This is a genomic window from Chitinophaga sp. 05T412, assembly GCF_056396465.1.
This window is the reverse complement of the sequence record NZ_JBFTLN010000009.1, coordinates 396,105-414,820: the sequence shown is the minus strand read 5'-3', so window position 1 is coordinate 414,820 and position 18,716 is coordinate 396,105. Positions and strand designations below refer to the sequence as shown.

At 46.5% G+C, this 18,716-nt stretch carries 10 protein-coding genes; 5 read left to right on the top strand and 5 right to left on the bottom strand.

Going from position 1 to position 18,716, the window contains the following annotated elements:
• The 5 genes from AC1DFM_RS21590 to AC1DFM_RS21570 form a co-directional block, all read right to left on the bottom strand.
• On the bottom strand, positions 1–9,681 hold a 9,681-nt coding region (locus AC1DFM_RS21590), incomplete at its 3' end, for an MBG domain-containing protein (RefSeq protein WP_477078834.1).
• 119 nt (positions 9,682–9,800) lie between these two features.
• A complete protein-coding gene (locus AC1DFM_RS21585; RefSeq protein ID WP_477078833.1) occupies positions 9,801–10,940 on the bottom strand; it encodes an ABC transporter substrate-binding protein in 1,140 nt (379 codons plus the stop codon).
• A 20-nt stretch (positions 10,941–10,960) separates the two neighbouring features.
• Positions 10,961–11,521: a phage tail protein gene (locus AC1DFM_RS21580; RefSeq protein WP_477078832.1), complete on the bottom strand. Its 561-nt coding sequence runs from the start codon at positions 11,519–11,521 to the stop codon at positions 10,961–10,963.
• Between the two features lie 21 nt (positions 11,522–11,542).
• A complete protein-coding gene (locus tag AC1DFM_RS21575; protein WP_477078831.1) occupies positions 11,543–12,118 on the bottom strand; it encodes a phage tail protein in 576 nt (191 codons plus the stop codon).
• Between the two features lie 9 nt (positions 12,119–12,127).
• Positions 12,128–12,688 carry a phage tail protein gene (locus AC1DFM_RS21570; protein WP_477078830.1) on the bottom strand — a complete coding sequence of 187 codons (561 nt, stop codon included), beginning with the start codon at positions 12,686–12,688 and terminating at the stop codon, positions 12,128–12,130.
• Between the two features lie 167 nt (positions 12,689–12,855).
• On the opposite strand from AC1DFM_RS21570, the gene AC1DFM_RS21565 reads away from it, so the two are divergent.
• From AC1DFM_RS21565 to AC1DFM_RS21545, 5 genes are all read left to right on the top strand, one after another.
• Entirely contained in the window at positions 12,856–13,686 is an 831-nt protein-coding gene (locus tag AC1DFM_RS21565) for a bifunctional UDP-sugar hydrolase/5'-nucleotidase (protein ID WP_477078829.1), read from the top strand.
• 218 nt (positions 13,687–13,904) lie between these two features.
• Positions 13,905–14,570, top strand: coding sequence for a porin family protein (locus tag AC1DFM_RS21560; protein ID WP_477078828.1), 666 nt, complete (start codon positions 13,905–13,907; stop codon positions 14,568–14,570).
• Between the two features lie 154 nt (positions 14,571–14,724).
• Complete coding sequence (locus tag AC1DFM_RS21555) at positions 14,725–16,212, top strand: alpha-L-fucosidase (RefSeq protein ID WP_477078827.1); 1,488 nt, start codon at positions 14,725–14,727, stop codon at positions 16,210–16,212.
• Between the two features lie 122 nt (positions 16,213–16,334).
• Positions 16,335–17,294: a peptidoglycan DD-metalloendopeptidase family protein gene (locus AC1DFM_RS21550; protein ID WP_477078826.1), complete on the top strand. Its 960-nt coding sequence runs from the start codon at positions 16,335–16,337 to the stop codon at positions 17,292–17,294.
• A 153-nt stretch (positions 17,295–17,447) separates the two neighbouring features.
• On the top strand, positions 17,448–18,677 hold the full coding sequence (locus AC1DFM_RS21545) for an MFS transporter (RefSeq protein ID WP_477078825.1): 1,230 nt from the start codon (positions 17,448–17,450) through the stop codon (positions 18,675–18,677).
• Positions 18,678–18,716: the final 39 nt, after the last annotated feature.

Here is an 18,716-nt window from a genome sequence, read left to right as displayed (position 1 = left end):
CACCGTGATAGGATAAGTACCCGGCGCACTATTGGTAGTAGCGGTAGTGCTGAGTGTAGCCGTACCAGTTACCACGCTGTTATCTTCACCATTCACAAATCCGGTGATGTTATACGTGAATGTCGGATTTGGTTGTTGGTATACTTTGGAAGCATTTACGGCAGTCACTGTCAGTGTTGCTTTGCTTACGGTGAAGCCTTGCGTTACCTGCGTGGCCGGTAAGTAAGTCGCATTGCCAGCCTGATTAGCGGCGATGGTCACATTTCCTGCACCGGTAATGGTAACGGTGTTACCACTAATGGAAGCCGGACCGCTAACGATGCTATAAGTCACCGGTAATCCGCTGCTGCTGGTGGCGCTCAATGTGAACGCTGCCGCACCATACGTTTTATTAGTGATCGCCGGGAAGGTGATGGTTTGAGCCGTTTGATTTGCTTGCCCAATAGTTAAGGTACCGTTTACCGATGTGAATTGATAGTTAGCAGCGCTTAATGATGTAATAGCCACCGTGATAGGATAAGTACCCGGCGTACTGTTGGTCGTAGCAGTAGTGCTGAGTGTAGCCGTACCAGTTACCACGCTGTTATCTTCACCATTCACAAATCCGGTGATGTTATAAGTGAATGTCGGATTTGGTTGTTGGTATACTTTGGAAGCATTTACCGCAGTTACCGTCAGTGTTGCTTTGCTCACCGTGAAGCCTTGTGTTACTTGCGTGGCTGGTAAGTAAGTAGCATTACCTGCCTGGTTAGCGGCGATGGTTACATTTCCTGCACCGGTAATGGTAACGGTGTTACCACTAATGGAAGCCGGCCCGCTAACGATGCTATAAGTCACCGGTAATCCGCTGCTGCTGGTAGCGCTCAATGTGAACGCTGCCGCACCATATGTTTTATTGGAGATAGCCGGGAAGGTGATAGTTTGAGCCGTTTGATTTGCTTGTCCAATAGTTAAGGTACCGTTTACCGATGTGAATTGATAGTTAGCAGCGCTTAATGATGTAATAGCCACCGTGATAGGATAAGTACCCGGCGCACTATTGGTAGTAGCCGTAGTGCTGAGTGTAGCCGTACCAGTTACCACGCTGTTATCTTCACCATTCACAAATCCGGTGATGTTATAAGTGAATGTCGGATTTGGTTGTTGGTATACTTTAGACGCATTCACCGCAGTTACCGTCAGTGTTGCTTTGCTTACGATGAAGCCTTGCGTTACCTGCGTAGCTGGTAGGTAAGTAGCATTACCTGCYTGRTTAGCGGCGATGGTTACATTTCCCGCACCGGTAATGGTAACGGTGTTACCACTGATAGTGGCCGGMCCGCTTACGATGSTATAAGTCACCGGTAATCCGCTGCTGCTGGTAGCGTTCAGTGTGAATGCTGCTGCACCATACGTTTTATTAGTGAKAGCCGGGAAGGTGATRGTTTGAGCCGTTTGATTTGCTTGTCCAATAGTTAAGGTACCGTTTACCGATGTGAACTGATAGTTAGCAGCGCTTAATGATGTAATAGCMACCGYGATAGGATAAGTACCCGGCGCACTATTGGTAGTAGCAGTAGTGCTGAGTGTAGCCGTACCAGTTACCACGCTGTTATCTTCACCATTCACAAATCCAGTGATGTTATAGGTGAATGTCGGATTTGGTTGTTGGTATACTTTGGAAGCATTCACCGCAGTCACGGTCAGTGTTGCTTTGCTTACGGAGAAGCCTTGTGTTACCTGCGTAGCTGGTAAGTAAGTAGCATTACCTGCCTGGTTAGCGGCAATGATCACATTACCCGCACCGGTAATGGTAACGGTGTTACCACTGATAGTAGCCGGACCGCTAACGATGCTATAAGTCACCGGTAATCCGCTGCTGCTGGTGGCGTTCAGCGTGAATGCAGCTGCACCGTACGTTTTATTAGTGATCGCCGGGAAGGTGATGGTTTGAGCCGTTTGATTTGCTTGTCCAATAGTTAAGGTACCGTTTACCGATGTGAACTGATAGTTAGCAGCGCTTAATGATGTAATAGCCACCGTGATAGGATAAGTACCCGGTGTACTGTTGGTAGTAGCAGTAGTGCTGAGTGTAGCCGTACCAGTTACCACGCTGTTATCTTCACCATTCACAAATCCAGTGATGTTATAGGTGAATGTCGGATTTGGTTGTTGGTATACTTTAGACGCATTCACTGCAGTCACTGTCAGTGTTGCTTTGCTTACGGTGAAGCCTTGCATTACCTGTGTAGCCGGTAGGTAAGTAGCATTACCTGCCTGGTTAGCGGCGATGGTCACATTTCCTGCACCGGTAATGGTAACGGTGTTACCACTAATAGTAGCCGGACCGCTTACGATGGTATAAGTCACCGGTAATCCGCTGCTGCTGGTGGCGTTCAGCGTGAATGCTGCCGCACCATATGTTTTATTGGAGATAGCCGGGAAGGTGATGGTTTGTGTCGTTTGCCCAACTGTTAAAGTACCATTTACGGTAGTGAACTGGTAGTTGGCGGCGCTTATTGCGTTGGTAGCTACAGTGATTGGGTAGGTACCAGGTACACTGCTGTTATCTGCAATTGTACTGAGGGTTGGTGTACCAGTTACCACGTTACTGTTATCGCCGTTTACAAAGCCTGTGATAGTATAAGTAAATGTCGGATTAGCCGTACCTGTTACTTTCTGTTTATCATCAGCTTTTACCGTCAGGGTAGCCGGAGCCACTATGAAGGATTGTGTTTGCCGTGTGGCACCCTGGTAGTTGCCGTTTCCTGCCTGATCAGCAGCAATCGTCACATTGCCTGTACCGGTGATGGCGACGCTATTGCCACTGATAGTAGCCGGACCGCTGAGTACACTGTAAGTAACCGGTAAGCCTGCACTGCTGGTAGCGCTTAAGCTAAACGCGGCATCTCCGTAGGTTTTAGCCGGGATCGGTGTAAACGAAATACTTTGTCCGGCCGCCGTTACGCTGAGCAAACTATTTGCAAAGCCGAAATCATATTTATTAGAAGCCAGCGTACCCTTGGTGATAGTGATCGGGTAGTTGCCTGGCAGGCTATTGATATCTGCCGTAGTAGTGGTTTGAGCGATACCTGTTACAGCGCTGGCGTTATCGTTGTTTACCAAACCAACAAAGGTGTAATCCAATGTTGGGTTAGGTTGCTGGTATGCTTTGGTTTTGCTGTTTGCTTTTACGGTGAGTAAGGCTTTTGCAACGCTGAATGATTGGAATACCAGATTTGCAGGTGCATAGTTACCATCACCAGACTGGGCGGCCATAAGTGTTACATTTCCTGCACCAAGAATAGTAACGGTATTGCCATCTACACTGGCTTGTCCGCTGAGTACAGAGACGGTCACCGGTAAACCTGCATCGCTGGTAGCTGTAACGGTAAATGGTGCATCGCCATAAGTTTTATTTGAAACAGGCGTAAAGGTGATTGTTTGTAGTGCACTATTCACATACAGGGTGCCGCTTTGGAAACCGAAGGTGTAGTTAGGCGCTGCCAGTCCACCAAGACTTGCATTAATCGGATAAGTGCCTACGGGACTGTTGATATCTGCAGTAGTGCTAACGGTAGGGACACCTGTTACCACGCTTTTGGTGTCACCATTTTTGAAACCGCTGATCGCATAATCCAGCGTAGGATTCGGTTGTTTATAATTTTTAGATTGGTCAATTGCCCGCACAGTGAGTGTGGCTGGTGCAACGGTAAAGGATTGTGTTTGTTGCGTAGCTGCGCCGTAGTTATTGTTGCCTGCCTGGTCAGCGGCAATAACCACAGTACCTGCACCAGTAATGATAATGGTATTATCTGAGTTGATAGCCGGACCACTGACTACGCTGTAAGTAATAGGTAAGCCTGCACTACTGCTGGCGCTTACTGTAAATGCGTCGTCTCCGTAAGTTTTACCCGTAATCGGTGCAAAAGTGATGATTTGCGTTGCTGGTGTTACCACCAGTGAGTCATTCACAAAAACGAAATCATAATTGGTTGCACTTAGTCCACCCGGTCCAACAGTAATAAGATACTTATCTACAGGGCTGTTGGCATCGGCGGTTGTACTGATGGGTGCGTTACCGGAAACAACGCTGCCGGGTTCACTGTACGCATAACCTGTGATGGTATAATCCAATGTTGGATTAGGTTGTAAATACACTTTCGTTTTCCGGTTAGCTGTTACCGTGAGTGTGGCTTTCGCAATGCTGAATGATTGGGTGGCGTGTGCTGGCGCATAATTATTGCTCCCTGCCTGATCAGCGGCAATTGTAACAGGACCGTTGCCGGTAATGGTAACGGTGGTACCGCTGATGGTTGCTGGTCCGCTCACTACACTGAAAGTAACAGGTAAACCAACATCACTGGTAGCATTAATGGTAAATGGTAAATCACCATAAGTTTTACCGGAGATGGCGCTAAAGTCGATGGTTTGTGTAGCTGCAGTTACTTCCAGGCTGTCATTCACAAACACGAACGTATAGTTAGGCGCAGATAATCCGCCTTGTGTTACATTGATCAGGTATTTACCTGCAAGGCTGTTGATATCGGCGGTCGTTGTAATGGTGGCGTTACCGCTTACGATACTGCTGCTGTCTTCACCGTTTACAAAACCACTGATCCTGTAATCCAGTGTTGGATTAGATTGTTTGTATGCCCTGGTTTTCGGATTAGCCGTTACCGTGAGTGTTGCCGCATTTATAGTAAAGGATTGTGTTTGTTGCGTAGCACCCTGATAGTTACTGTTACCTGCCTGATCAGCAGCAATGGTGACGTTGCCTGTACCGGTAATAGTTACGGAATTACCACTGATGGTAGCAGGTCCGCTTACTACGCTATAGCTGATTGGCAGACTGGCATCGCTGCTGGCGTTCACTGCAAATGCAGCATCACCGTATGTTTTATTACTGATKGGTGCAAAGGTGATGGCCTGTGTAGCAGGTGTTACTTCGAGAGAGTCATTTACAAAATTGAAATCATAGTTAGCAGCGGTTAGGCCCCCTTGCGTTACCGCGATGAGGTACTTGCTAACCGGACTGTTCACATCCGCAGTGGTACTGATATACGCCTGACCGGAAACAACGCCGGTTTCACCATATACATAGCCGCTGACCTGATAATCAAACGTTGGATTCGGTTGCTTGTATACTCTCGTTTTCGGATTAGCCGTTACCGTGAGTGTTGCTTTAGCAATAGTGAATGATTGTGTGGCTTGTGCAGCCGCATAATTGCTGTTACCTGCCTGGTTAGCCGCAATGGTTACAGGGCCGCTGCCGGTAATGGTCACGGTGTTTCCACTCACGCTAGCTGGTCCGCTCACTACACTGAAGGTAACTGGTAAACCAATATCGCTGCTGGCATTGATGGTAAATGGTGCATCACCATAAGTTTTTCCGGAGATAGGACTAAAGGTGATGACTTGCGCAGCCGGAGTTACTGCCAGGCTGTCGTTAGCGAAAGTGAAGGTATAGTTGTTGGCACTCAGTCCGCCTTGTGTTACGTCGATGAGATATTTACCTACAACGCTGTTAGCATCGGCAGTAGTGGTGATAGTAGCGTTGCCGTTCACGACGCTGCTGGTTTCATTGTATACAAAACCTGTAAAGCTATAATCCAGGTTTGGATTAGGCTGCAGGTAAACTTTTGTTTTCGGATTGGCCGTCACTGTGAGGGAGGCTTTATCGATGGTAAAAGCTTGTGTTACTTGTCCGGCATCACGGTAGTTATGGTTACCGGTCTGGTTGGCGGCGACAGTAATGGTGCCTGTACCTTGTATAGTAAGCGTATCGCCACTGATGTTTACTGGCCCCGTGATAGTACTGAAAGTAATCGGTAGGTTCACGTCACTGCTGGCAACTAACTTAAATGGTACATCTCCATATGTTTTATTGGCGATAGGAGCAAAGGTGATGGTGGGCTGCGCCTGGTATATTTCGAGTGAGTCATCCACGAAATGGAACTCATAGTTAGCGGCCGCTAAGTTACCCTTTGTTACGTCAATCAGGTATTTGCCAACATCGCTGCTGTCTCTTGCCGTAGTGCTGATATCAGCGCTTCCGGAAATAACCTCGGAATCCAGTTCTCCATATACAAATCCAGTGAAGTAATAACGCAATGCCGGATTAGGTTGTAAATAGGTTTTCGTTTGAGGATTAGCAATGACTGACAGTGGTGCTTTTGCAATATTAAATGTTTGTCGAACCTCCGGAGCAGCCGCGTAGTTGCTGTTACCAGTCTGATAGGCCGCAATGGTGACGCTATCTGTACCAGTAATGACTACGTTATTACCACTCAGCGCAGCGTTCCCGCTGATGATGGCAAAGGTTACCGGTAAGTTGGCGTCAGTGGTAGCGCTAATGCCAAAATGCGCATCACCGTAGGTGATACCGGAGATAGGAGTGAAGGTAATAGTTTGTGTAGCTGGAGTTACTTCCAGGCTATCATTTACGAAATCAAAAGCGTAGTTGGTAGCAGTCAGTCCGCCTCGTGTTACATCAATGAGATACTTGCCCACATTGCTATTGATGTCAGCGGTGGTGTTGATGTCGGCATTGCCGCTTACAACACTGATATCTTCGTTGTTTACAAACCCGGTGATGGTATAGCCCAATGTCGGGTTGGGTTGTTTGTAGATCCTGGTTTTCGGAGTAGCTGTTACTGTGAGTCTGGCTGAATCAACGGTGAAAGATTGTGTTTGCTGCGTGGCAGGGGAGCGGTTATTGTCACCCACCTGATCTGCAGCTATCACTACATTACCGGCGCCGTTAATGATAATGTAAGGCCCCTGAACAGTAGCGGGACCGCTTACCACACTGTATGTCACTGGTAGGCCGCTATTGCTGCTGGCATCAGCTGAGAATTGCGCATCGCCATATGTCTTATTGGCAATTGTTGGAAAATTAATGAATTGTGAGGCCGGAGTGACGGTAAGGGTGTCGGCTACACCAACAAAGGTATAATTGGTAGCATGTAAACTGGTTACTATTGGCTGGATTGGATACTTGCCTACATTATCCGCTGTACCAAGTGAGAACGACAGAGAGCCTTGTACCACTGTGGTATCTTCCCCATATACATACCCGTTGATGGTCCAGGTAATTAGCAGAGTTGGATCGCCGTAGCTCTTTGTTTGCGGATTTGGTTTTACCGTGAGAACGGCTTTGGCAATATTGAAAGATTGCGTTACCTGTGTCGCTGGCAGAAAGTTACCATTGCCTGTCTGGTTGGCTGCAATAGTAACGCTGTCGGTACCCGTAATAGTAACAGTATTGCCACTTACAGTAGCATTCCCTTTAAGTACGCTGTAAGTTACTGCCAGCCCGCCATCGCTGGTAGCGTTGAGGGCAAATGGCGCGTCTCCATATACTTTATCGGCAATGGGAGGGAAGGTAATGTTTTGTGCTGCCTGTACAATATTGAGTGTGCCTGCCTGGGTGACGATGTTATAGTTAGGGGCTGTAATGCCACTTGCGTCCGGCAGAATCGAATACGGGCCTACGGCGCTATTGATATCTCCGCCAAAGGTGGCCTTTAGGCGGCCTGTAATGACGTGTGCTGAATCTTCACCATTTACAAAGCCACTGATGGTAAAGCTGGTATCGCTGTTCGGCGTATGATAAGGACGCGTAACATCGTTGGCTTTTATAGTCAGATCTTTAGGTTTAATGGTCAATGTCTTCGTTTGTGCAGTGGCCGGTAAATAAGCATTAGAGCCGGCTGCATTGGCAGTAATGGTGACTGTTCCCGCCTTTTTGATGTGAATCTTGCCGGCTACGGTATCTGCTACGGATATATCAGATGACGAGTAAACGATGGCGCTGTCTCCATTAGTGGTAGCGCCGGGAGCAATGTCCGCATCACCGTAAGTCGCGGCGGGTATTGCAGGGAAAGTAATAGTTTGTGCAATGGCCTGGTATTCGTAGGCCCCCAGGTCAATTACCGTGTTACTGATACGTGGTTTGCTGGCCAGATCAAGGTTACCTACCTGTGGTGTGTTTCCTGGGGTGTTAGTTAACAGGTTACCGTGATTAATGGCGTAATTGTTTTTGGTCAGTTGCAGGTTACCGTTGGCAGGATCCACAAATTCTACCGGCGGTACTGCTTGTGAGGTGCTAGGGTCAGTATAGAAAGTGGTTCCAAAGATGGAATTCTTAAAAGGACCGCCATTGAGAGCGGTGTTATAGTCGGGGCTGGAGGAACCAATGTTGCCGGAAAAGATGCAATTCGTTATGATATTGTCACCCACGGAATTGTATACAGCACCGAAGGATCCTCCCGCATTGGCGGTAACTGTACTATTATAAACCCTTAGGCTGGTGCCGCGGTTACCGTAGCTACCGTAGATAGCGCCGCAATAAAGACCTCCTTGATTGCCGAAAAGAGTACTGTTGATAACAAATAATGTACTGCCGATGGCGCTGATGCCGCCACCGCCTTGTGTGGCATAATTGCCGCTGAATTGTGTATTGTATATTCTCATTGAGCTGCTGCTGATATATAAGCCACCGCCCCTGTTATTGTAAGCGTATCCAGCTGTCACAATTACACCATCCAGTGTATCGTTTACTGCGTTCACGGCTGTCAATACGTGAACACTGTTGGTACCTATAATACCGGAGGTATTTAGTAATACACTATCCGCGTCATCTCTTCCCAGGTCACCACTAAGTACGGTTCGGTTGGCCGGAATATTCCGGCTGGCAATAGTAGTTTCACTGGCTATACCTTGAAAGCCACCATAGATGGCAATATTAGAAGGTATTATAAAGCTCGCATTGGCATCTAAACTTGCAGATGGAGTATAGGTACCCGCTGCTACCCAGATTTGCTTGATACCATTGGCTGGATCTGCAGCAGCGGCCAGCGCATCCCTTAATTCAGGTAAGGGAGAAGTCCAGCTGCTTCCGTCTCCGGCGGCATACTTCTTACTAACATATAAGACCCCGGCCGCAGTAGGATTTACGATGGTCAGGTTGCAGGGAGTGGGATTATTCAGATCAAAGCCGGATGGTGCCGGATAGGCCAATGTGCTATCCAGGCTCCACTTGGAAATATCACCAAGTAAGGCAGACAATCTTGCACGAGTGCCCACGGTCCCGGATAAACAGTTATACCTCGCATTAACAGCAGGTATGCTGGAAATCCTCCCGGTATTGGGCAGCATAGAGGAAGAAGAGGTAAAATCACAGTCATTTAAAGCATGATCCCAGGAAGTCCGGTTGATATTCATAGCAGCAATAACCGAGGGGTTACCGATGTCAGTGATCTGTCCAGCGTATGCAAAGAGTTGATCACCGGCTTCACCAAGACTGATATAAGTAGCAGCGTTATTGGCGTTGGCCGTTTTATTGGTAATTGTCCCCAATGAAGCAACAGGATTATATTTACACGATATTACCACTTGTTGACCGGCACGTATTGTTGACCCGGTGGTGTTCTTCCATTCAAGGATACCATCTGTCTGTGAGCCGTTACCAGGCGTGCAGGACAGCGATTGAAAATGATTGCTGGTTGTCCACCCCAAATCTGTAAAAGTGATATAGGTATTAGCTGGACAATCTTTGAGCATCACAAAAGAGAACTTATCGTTCTGTATCAAACCATTGCTATTATCATCAAAGGTATCAAAGCCGGTAAATTCCAGATCGCCTATCCCTATTTGTGCGGCGGCATATTGGGTAATGCCGGTCAACAGGAGTAGCATTGTTAAAGTCCTGAGTAAAGGAAGCTTCATATGAAGGGATTATCTTGGGATAAATAAAAATATAAGTATGCACCCTGTTTCCAGGATGGAAAATGATTCAGTAATTTTTCAGGCTTATATTAAGCACAGAGATAAGTGTTAATCCAACCAGTGGCGAATCCTCTTTCCTCGGCTACAATTTCCTGCCATAGGGGGACGGTGTTATCAATTCCGTTAATTACTTCCAGCTCAAAATCTTCATTGGTTTGTACCAGCCAGGCTGGCGCTATCATGTAGTTGGTAGCAGTATCCATCTGTAAAGCACCTCTGGGGCTATCCAGGGTGATATGCTGCATGGCAGCAATTATTTCTCTCGCACGAAAACGATGTATATCTACAGTATTATAAATGTGTTCCAGGATCATACCGGTATCCCAACCATGCATGCCGGGTAAGTTCACTTCCCTGCCGGTATATTGTGTAAACTGTTCCTTTAACAACTGATTGGCGTTATTGTTGAGTGCCGACACCCAGGGCACATAGCCACTCACCCGAAAAGGCAATTTTAGGGCGCCATGTACCAGCGGGATGGTTTCATCCAGCGTCATGGGGCTACCGAATATTTGAAGCGGTTGTGTGATGTTTGCCTGTTGTAATTGTTGCAGAAAGCAATGTGCCAGTTCACCGTTGTAAATCGCCAGTAAAGCCTGTACATCCTGCCGGGCATTTAAAAACTGATGCAGCGGCGTTGAATCGAAATCCCGACTAGTATACTTGCTTACAAAATTATATTGTACACTGCTGCCATGATCAAAGTAAGGTTGTGTCAGCGCATGATTGATCGCATATCCACCATCGTAGAATGAAGTACATACGGCCGCTACTGAAGACAGACCTGCTGCATAAATACCGGTCAATCTGCATTGGATCACATTATTGAGGGTATGTGATAATACCACCGGATGTGGTTCCCAATCGTGGTGATATTTTGCACCACTATGTACTGCAAGGATAAGCCGGTTGAGGGGCTTAGCCAGGTTGGCAATTCTGCCAACTGCTGTTTGGTCGGCATATACAATAAGTATTTGTACCTGTTGTTCCAGCAACATTTTCTCTGCCTCCGCTACAAGTAGCTCCTCATCTGTACCATATCCAATATTGGCGGTAATGAATTCGACACTGATATTTTTATAATGCAGGTACGCTTGCATCCCTTGCAGAAAATCGTGATGCAATAAAGGATGAAACGTTGATCTTGGTAAAAGTGCTCCTATTTTCATATTTATTTTACCCTCCCTTATCATGGGTTAGGGAAAATGCCGTATAGTGAAATGATAAAAGTAACGGCCAGGTAAGGCTGCATGTTCGCCTTCGGCATACTCCTCCCGGTTGGCAGCACGTTCATCATGGTGTTGGTAGATGAATTGTAAGGGCTCACGAATACAGGTMCCAGTTGCTTATTGTTTGCATCTTTTACCGTGCTATACATCCGGCTGCCATTTGTAATGGAAGGATAGTTATTGCTGGCGGTTACCAGGTTCCCTGGATTGGCGCCCATCGCCGGAATATATACCATGCCGTCGAGTTTATGTACATGTGGTGGAAGCTGATTGGCTGTAATGGTGACTTGTTCCACTCCTTCTGCCGTGCCGTAAGTGTGTCCATTTCCCCAGTGCAGTGGTACCCTGCCTTGTAGATTCGGCAAGGCAAAAGTTTCCAGGCCATCTCCTCCATAAGTAGTACCAATGAGTTGAAACAGGGGTTCATTTTCTGAAATAGACATGATTTGACCCAGACAAGGCGCCCAATCAATAGGTACGCGATTTCCTGCGATTATTCTTATTTCTCCTACGAAAGGCATCTATAGAATGTTTTAGGGTAATTAAAAGTTGGGAAATATTCCTCGCAGGCAAATTGCAAACGAAATGGCCAATGAAGGTTGCATATTATTGGTTGCCTGGGCCGCACTACCTGTTGGCTGCACAGGATATCCTAACGGCAACGCCTGTATGGAAGGAGTGATAGCCGGTATTAAACCTGCCGCTGCTCCGCCTGCTGCATATTGCGGGGCAGCGGCTACTCCCGGATAATGACCGATCGGATTATGGGTATCATTGGGCCCGCCTGCAGGAAAGGCCAGCGGAGTATAATTAACTAAATGCGAGTGCACAGGTAATTCGTTTATGGTAAGCGTTACCGTTGTCTGACCGTCTGATTCCCCCAGTACTCTCGGATTAAGACCAGGCCCCTGTCCGGCGCCTATAGGTACCCTTCCCCGCAGATCCGGTAATGCAAAAGTTGACGTACCATTTCCTCCATACGTGGTACCCAACAACGAAAAAAGAGCGGTGTTCTGCGATATTGGTAGTAATTGTCCCTCGCAAAGCGCGAAGTTTACCGGGGCAAAGTTGCCTCCAAACATAATGATGTCACCAAAAGATGTTTCATCTCCAGCCATAAGGTATAGTTAAGGGCGTGTGGGGAAAATGCCTTGTATGGCAATGATATATGTAAGTGCCAAAGACGGCATCAGGTTTGGAACCGGCTGCTGTGGCCCAACAGGCGGCGCTGTTGTTAATGGATGATTTACCGGATCAGGCACCATTTGCGACAAAGTTATTGGTACCATTTGGTCATCTGCTTTGCTGTTATAACGGGGACTGCCAGCTGTAGCATCAGCAGGCAATGCATTAATTGGCGAAGTTTCAGTGGCAGTTCCACCTACATATTGCGCCAGTGAAGCCTGCACGGTATGGCTATGATCCGGCATAGTACTGTTGGTCAATAAAACACCTTCTTCTCCAAAAGAAGACCCCAGCGGATACTGGTCGCTCCAATGCAAAGGAATGCGTCCCTGTAAGTCAGGAAGCTTGAAAGTAGTTTGGCCATTTCCTCCGTAGAAAGTACCTAGCAGGGAAAAGAGTGCCTGGTTCTGATTGATCGGCAATGTCTGACCATTGCATAAGGCATAACCTTTCGGGGCAAAATTAAATGAGACAATAGAAATCTCAGCAAGGTATGATGCCATGACAAATGTATCTGGTTGTAGTTAGGGATAATAAATATTTCAGCAAGCAAGGAAATTTCATCAAAAATAAAAATTATTTCTATCTTGACAACAATTTTCAATCAGCAAAATAAAAAAACGTACAAATACGTAAAGCAGCAACACCTTTTTTCTATACCCCCTATAATATGAGTACATCACGCCGATCATTTCTCAGCAATGCCTCACTGGCAACAGGTTTATTATTATTTCAACACCCATTTAAATCACTTGGTGCTATCACCGGCAACGCTACCTATCTTCCTGGTAACAACCGGGAATGCATGATCTGGTACACCAACGATATGCATGGACAAGTGTCTTCCTTGCTGCCGGTACAACGGGAAGGGCTACTCGTAGATGCAGGTGATTTTACGGATCACACGCATAACACGGAAGCGTCATTAAAAATGATTCAGGCCATGAACAAAGCCGGCTATCACGCTGCCACTATTGGTAACCGTGAACTGGCCAATGGTCAGGCAGCACTCGCCACACTACTGCCACACATGCAGTTTGCGTTGGTGAATTGTAATTATCGTTTTACCAATCCCGTACTTCGTCGTGAGGTGCTTCCCTATAAAATCATTTACGCCGGATCTATCAAAATCGGTATTACCGGCGTAGGGCCACAACTGACCTCACACAATGATGTTATACATTTACCTCCCGTTGCTACTGCCAACGCAATAGCCACCAGTCTGAAAAAAGATCATGGCTGCCACGTAGTGATCTGTTTATCACACCTGGGTGCAACGCTATCCAGCCAGTTGGCTACTGATAGCACGCATATTGATTTTGTAATAGGTGGTCATCAGCAACAATTGCAAAAAATGATGGTCTACCGGAATCAATTAGACAATGAAGTTTACTTTAGCCAGGCCGGATGGGATGGAATGATGGTGGGACATATGAAGATGTTGTTCAATGAAGACCGCCAGGGCTGCGGTATACGCCCGGGACATATCATGAACGCATAAACGATTTTTTTCTTAGTATGCGGGCTATATTTCTTCACCATCGTGAAGAAATATAGCCCGCTTTTTTATGAGCTACTGATCGTTGATGACACTTCAAACAATAAATAACCATACGCATTTGTACGTATTTTTTCGGCGCTCGATAAGAAACTGTTTCTTTTCTCTCCATGGAGACACCTGGCTGTCTTATCTTTGGCGGATATAATCTCATATGCCTGATGAAAAAGCACTTTTTATTATTTACTGTAGCATTAGCCTGTGGACTGTACGCACAAGCCCAACAAAAAACATCCTTTGGTTTGAAAGCCGGATTCAGCGCAGCCAATTTTTCACTCAAAGATGATGATGGCTACAAAGAAAAGACCAAAACATTGCCTGCTTTTCATGGCGGCGTAATTGTGGATATTCCATTGGATGACCAACTATCATTACAACCCGGTTTGTTTTTTAGCCAGAAAGGTGCAAAATTAAACGGTGGTGATACTGACAGCGCTGGCCACTTCGGCACTGCATCGTTTCGTATTAGTTACCTCGAACTTCCGGTAAACCTGGTGTATAAATACCAGGTTGGTACCGGCAAACTATTTGCCGGTATTGGCGTCTATGCCGCATATGGTGTGGGCGGTAAAGTGAAAGCTACCCAGGGAAATGTGTCGGTAAGTGTGCCCGTTAAATTTAAGGGTGATGCAGACGGTTCCGACATGACAACCGTGTATGTAAAACCTTTCGATGCCGGCGCTAACTTTATGATCGGATATGAACTGAAAATGGGCTTATTGTTTAGTGTTAACTACAGCCTTGGCCTGGTGAACACGGACCCGTATCCGAAGGAAACGCAAAAACAACGTTACTTCGGTGTTAGTGTGGGCTATCTTTTTAAATGATAAACATCATACACGTTTTTTACGCTTAAAAGCCGGTACCTGTCAAGTACCGGCTTTTTTGTTAAAATAAGTCCAGTAAAAGTCACTTATGTTTCAGAACAGTTGCCACGCTTCWCTYATTTTTATTTTTTCGATTCTGTAAAGCAAGATTATCATGAGAAGACTGTTACTCGTAAGCATACTGACATGCCTGTATCATTTCACGCAGGCACAGGTACTGCAACCATCCACTACACCCAATGCAGCGCAGCAACGCATGATTCAACGGGGATATGGTATGTTCATCCATTTTGGCATCAATACGTTTGCGGACGTGGAATGGTCAGATGGTACACTCCCCGTGGATACTTATCATCCTACACAGCTGGACCCCGACCAATGGGTTCGTACCGCCAGAGACGCCGGATTCCGCTATGTATTGCTCATCACCAAGCACCACGATGGTTTCTGTTTATGGGATAGTAAATACACTACGTACGATGTGGCCTCATCTCCCGTGAAAACTGATGTGGTAAAGGCAGTATCCGATGCATGTAAAAAGTATGGACTGCAGTTTGCGATCTACTATTCCTTATGGGACAGGCATGAACCATCTTACAAAGATCCCAACAAACAAAAATATGTAGACTATATGCTCCACCAGTTAACAGAACTGTTTACCAACTATGGCAACATCTGTGAACTATGGCTGGACGGGGGCTGGGACCGCCAACCAAACGAATGGGGCGTTGACCAGGTATACCAGTTGGTGAAGAAATTCAATCCCAATTGCGCAGTGAGCGTCAACCACACCATCGTCAATGAAGAGGGGAAAAGACAGGCCACCATTCCCGGTGAAATGACAACAGATAATAAATATTTCTTCCAGTATTTCCCTTCAGATTTTCGTTTATGGGACCCGCAAATGATTACCCGCTTTGATAAAAAGCAATACCTGCACAATGGGAAATCCTACTACCTTCCTTTTGAACACACTATTTGTATCAGCGATCGTTTGAACTGGTTTGAAAAATCAGCACAGCTGCCGGTTCGCGAACTGGATGAACTGGAAGAGCTGTTTTACTGGAGCACAGATAATAGTAACTGCCTCGTGGTAAATATTCCTCCTGATCAAACCGGACGAATCAGAGAGTATACAGCGTTGCAAGCCATCAGCCTGGGAAAACGACTGGGACTGGCCATGAACAAACCATTGCCGAAGAATGGCCGCTTTATTTCTGCTCATCAACCAGCTACCGCCACCAGCGTATATGCCGATCCTAAAAATCAATATGGAGCTACTGCAGTGAACGATGGAAGCTTAAGCAGCCGCTGGGCAGCCGCAGAGAAAGATACCATCGCCACCCTGGAAATGGAATTGTCGCCCGCAGATGCGTTTAATAAAATCAGCATCTTTGAGTATAAAGACACGAAATCACTGCCTGATGGTTTCTCTCAAATCAGGTTACCACGTATCCAGGAATATGCGATAGACATACTGACCAACGGTGTGTGGGAAACTATTTTCATGGAAGCTAAACCCATGGGCGATTGTAAAGTGATCCGCCTGCCACGTAGCTATCACACCTCCAGGCTGCGGTTCCGCGTTATTAAAGCGACAGCGCCGCCGTCTATCTATGAAATCAATGTAATAGATAAGTAAGCCGAAAAAAATAAACATAGGAAAAGCCCGTTAAACGGGCTTTTTTTATGCGCCTGATCAAAAAAAATCTACCCATGTAAGTTTATGGATACCTTTGGCAACTAATACCATAAATGCTTACCATGAACTTACGTGTTACCCTTTTGATGATTTGTTTGCTTACCTTTCGTATAGCCGTGGCCCAAACAGAAACGCCGGCCGGTAAATCCATCATCACCAGCTTTCAACAGTATTACAACTCCGGTGCATACGACAGTATTTTCGCCCACTTCTCCAAGTCAACCAAAACAGCCCTGCCCTGGGATAAAACGAATGCTTTCCTGAGCCAGCTAAACAAACAGTTCGGCAATATCAAAAGCACGGCATTTCTGTCTTACCAGAACGGATTTGCAGTGTATAAAGCAACATTAGAAAAAGGCACCATTTTACTGCACCTGGCCGCCGATCAAAATAACGCGATTACAGGCATATATGCCAAGCCGTATACTCCCGATACCCTGCGGAATAAAACGCCCATGCACCTGCCTTTTAAAGGCGAATGGACGGTGTTCTGGGGTGGTGATACCAAAGAACAGAATTATCACGTGGTGGTGCCGTTTCAGAAAAATGCGTTTGATATCGTGGTCCACAACAAAGACGGGCGCAGTTTTAAAACCAATGGTAAAACCAACGACGACTACTACGCATTTGGTCAGCCAGTGCTGGCGCCCTGCGATGGTGAAATTGTGCTGGCGGTAGATGGTGTGAAAGACAATGTGCCCGGCCTTATGAACGCGTTGTATATTCCCGGCAATGCAGTGCTGCTGAAAACAACAAATGCAGAATATATTTTGCTGGCACATTTTAAACAGAACAGTGTCAAAGTAAAACAGGGCGATCGGGTGAAGCAAGGGCAGCTCCTCGGTCTTTGTGGTAATTCCGGTAATTCTTCTGAACCGCATCTACACTTTCATATACAACATGTGGAAGACTTCAGTCAGGCTGTCGGCATAAAATGTTATTTCGAAAAGCTCACCGTCAATGATGTCTTACAAAAGAATTATTCGCCGGTAAAAGGGGATAGGATTAAGGGAGATGAATAACGCAGCGGGCAAGCTTTGCTAAAATTACCGGCCAGGGTAGCTTGATTGTAAAAAGCCATCATGGCCGGTTTACATAATGGTAACAAAAAAGGCGGTGGCGCTTAAATGATTAAGTCCTAATTTTGCCGGGAACGAATCAATAGCTACTGTAAAATGACTACCAGCACAATAACTACCCGGCCCATCAAAGAAGGGAATATCTGGATTGCTACTTTACTCGCTTTTGCGATGATACCTATGTCTGGTCTTGCTACCGACATTTACCTACCTTCTTTACCGGGAATGGCCGCCGATCTGGGCGTTACGGGCAGCCAAACGCAGTTGACCCTGAGCTTGTTCCTGGTCAGCTACGGTCTTTCCCAGCTATTTGTGGGCAGTATACTGGACAGCTACGGCAGATACCGGATTGCCATGTGGGCCATGCTTGTTTTTTGTATCTCCTGTGTGGTGATTGCCAACACACATAGCATTTACGTGATCTATGCCATGCGGATTATCCATGGTATTACCATTGCCTCCATGGTGGTGGCGAAGCGGGCGCTGTTTGTAGACTTATATTCCGGCGAACAGCTAAAAAGTTATCTCAGTATTTTTACGATTATCTGGTCTACCGGCCCTATAGTAGCGCCTTTCATTGGTGGTTACCTGGAAGTGAGCTTCGGATGGAGTGCTAACTTTTATTTCCTGGGTGGTTTTGCCGCCATTTTATTTATACTGGAACTTATTTACAGTGGGGAAACCATTAAGCATAGCACTGCTTTTCATCCGGGAAAAATCCTGTCTATTTATGTGAATATGCTGCGCACCCGTAGCTTTACGCTGGGTATCTCCATGCTGGGACTGGCTTATACCATGGTGATGGTGTATAATATGTCGGGGCCGTTTATCATTGAACATTACTTTAACTTTTCACCGGTAGTAACGGGCTATTGCTCGCTGGTGCTGGGCTTTGCCTGGATGGTGGGCGGTTTTCTTGGGAAGTCCCAGATTAATAAACCCTTGCTCGGAAAAATGAGTGTGAACGTGGCATTGCAGCTATTGTGTGCGCTGGGGCTGGCCATTACTTTTTATATTTTCCGGGAGATATGGACCGTGCTGTTGTTTGCCTTCCTCGTGCATGTGGGCGCGGGTTTTACTTACAATAACTATTTTACTTTCTGTCTGCAGCGCTTTCCCAAAAATGCGGGTATCGCCGGTGGATTAACTGGTGGCCTGGTGTATGTGGCGGTATCTATTTTGAGTTCCGTCCTCCTGTACCTGCTGCCTGCAAAAGATGGCGGAAACCTGGCCTTTAGCTATACCGCCCTGATCCTGGTCAGTGGGGTAGTGATGTACCGGGTATTTGTATTGAGCAAAAAAGAGAAACCGGAAATTGCGGGATAAACGGGGCGCCTATACGTTGTCGCCCAAACGATTGTCGTA

Bases quoted from the DNA above. Each gene is read 5' to 3' on its own strand.
- AC1DFM_RS21555 (WP_477078827.1), top strand. From the start codon at position 14,725: ATGAGAAGACTGTTACTCGTAAGCATACTGACATGCCTGTATCATTTC.
- AC1DFM_RS21575 (WP_477078831.1), bottom strand. From the start codon at position 12,118: ATGGCTGGAGATGAAACATCTTTTGGTGACATCATTATGTTTGGAGGC.
- AC1DFM_RS21585 (WP_477078833.1), bottom strand. From the start codon at position 10,940: ATGAAAATAGGAGCACTTTTACCAAGATCAACGTTTCATCCTTTATTG.
- AC1DFM_RS21550 (WP_477078826.1), top strand. From the start codon at position 16,335: ATGAACTTACGTGTTACCCTTTTGATGATTTGTTTGCTTACCTTTCGT.
- AC1DFM_RS21565 (WP_477078829.1), top strand. From the start codon at position 12,856: ATGAGTACATCACGCCGATCATTTCTCAGCAATGCCTCACTGGCAACA.
- AC1DFM_RS21560 (WP_477078828.1), top strand. From the start codon at position 13,905: ATGAAAAAGCACTTTTTATTATTTACTGTAGCATTAGCCTGTGGACTG.
- AC1DFM_RS21545 (WP_477078825.1), top strand. From the start codon at position 17,448: ATGACTACCAGCACAATAACTACCCGGCCCATCAAAGAAGGGAATATC.
- AC1DFM_RS21570 (WP_477078830.1), bottom strand. From the start codon at position 12,688: ATGGCATCATACCTTGCTGAGATTTCTATTGTCTCATTTAATTTTGCC.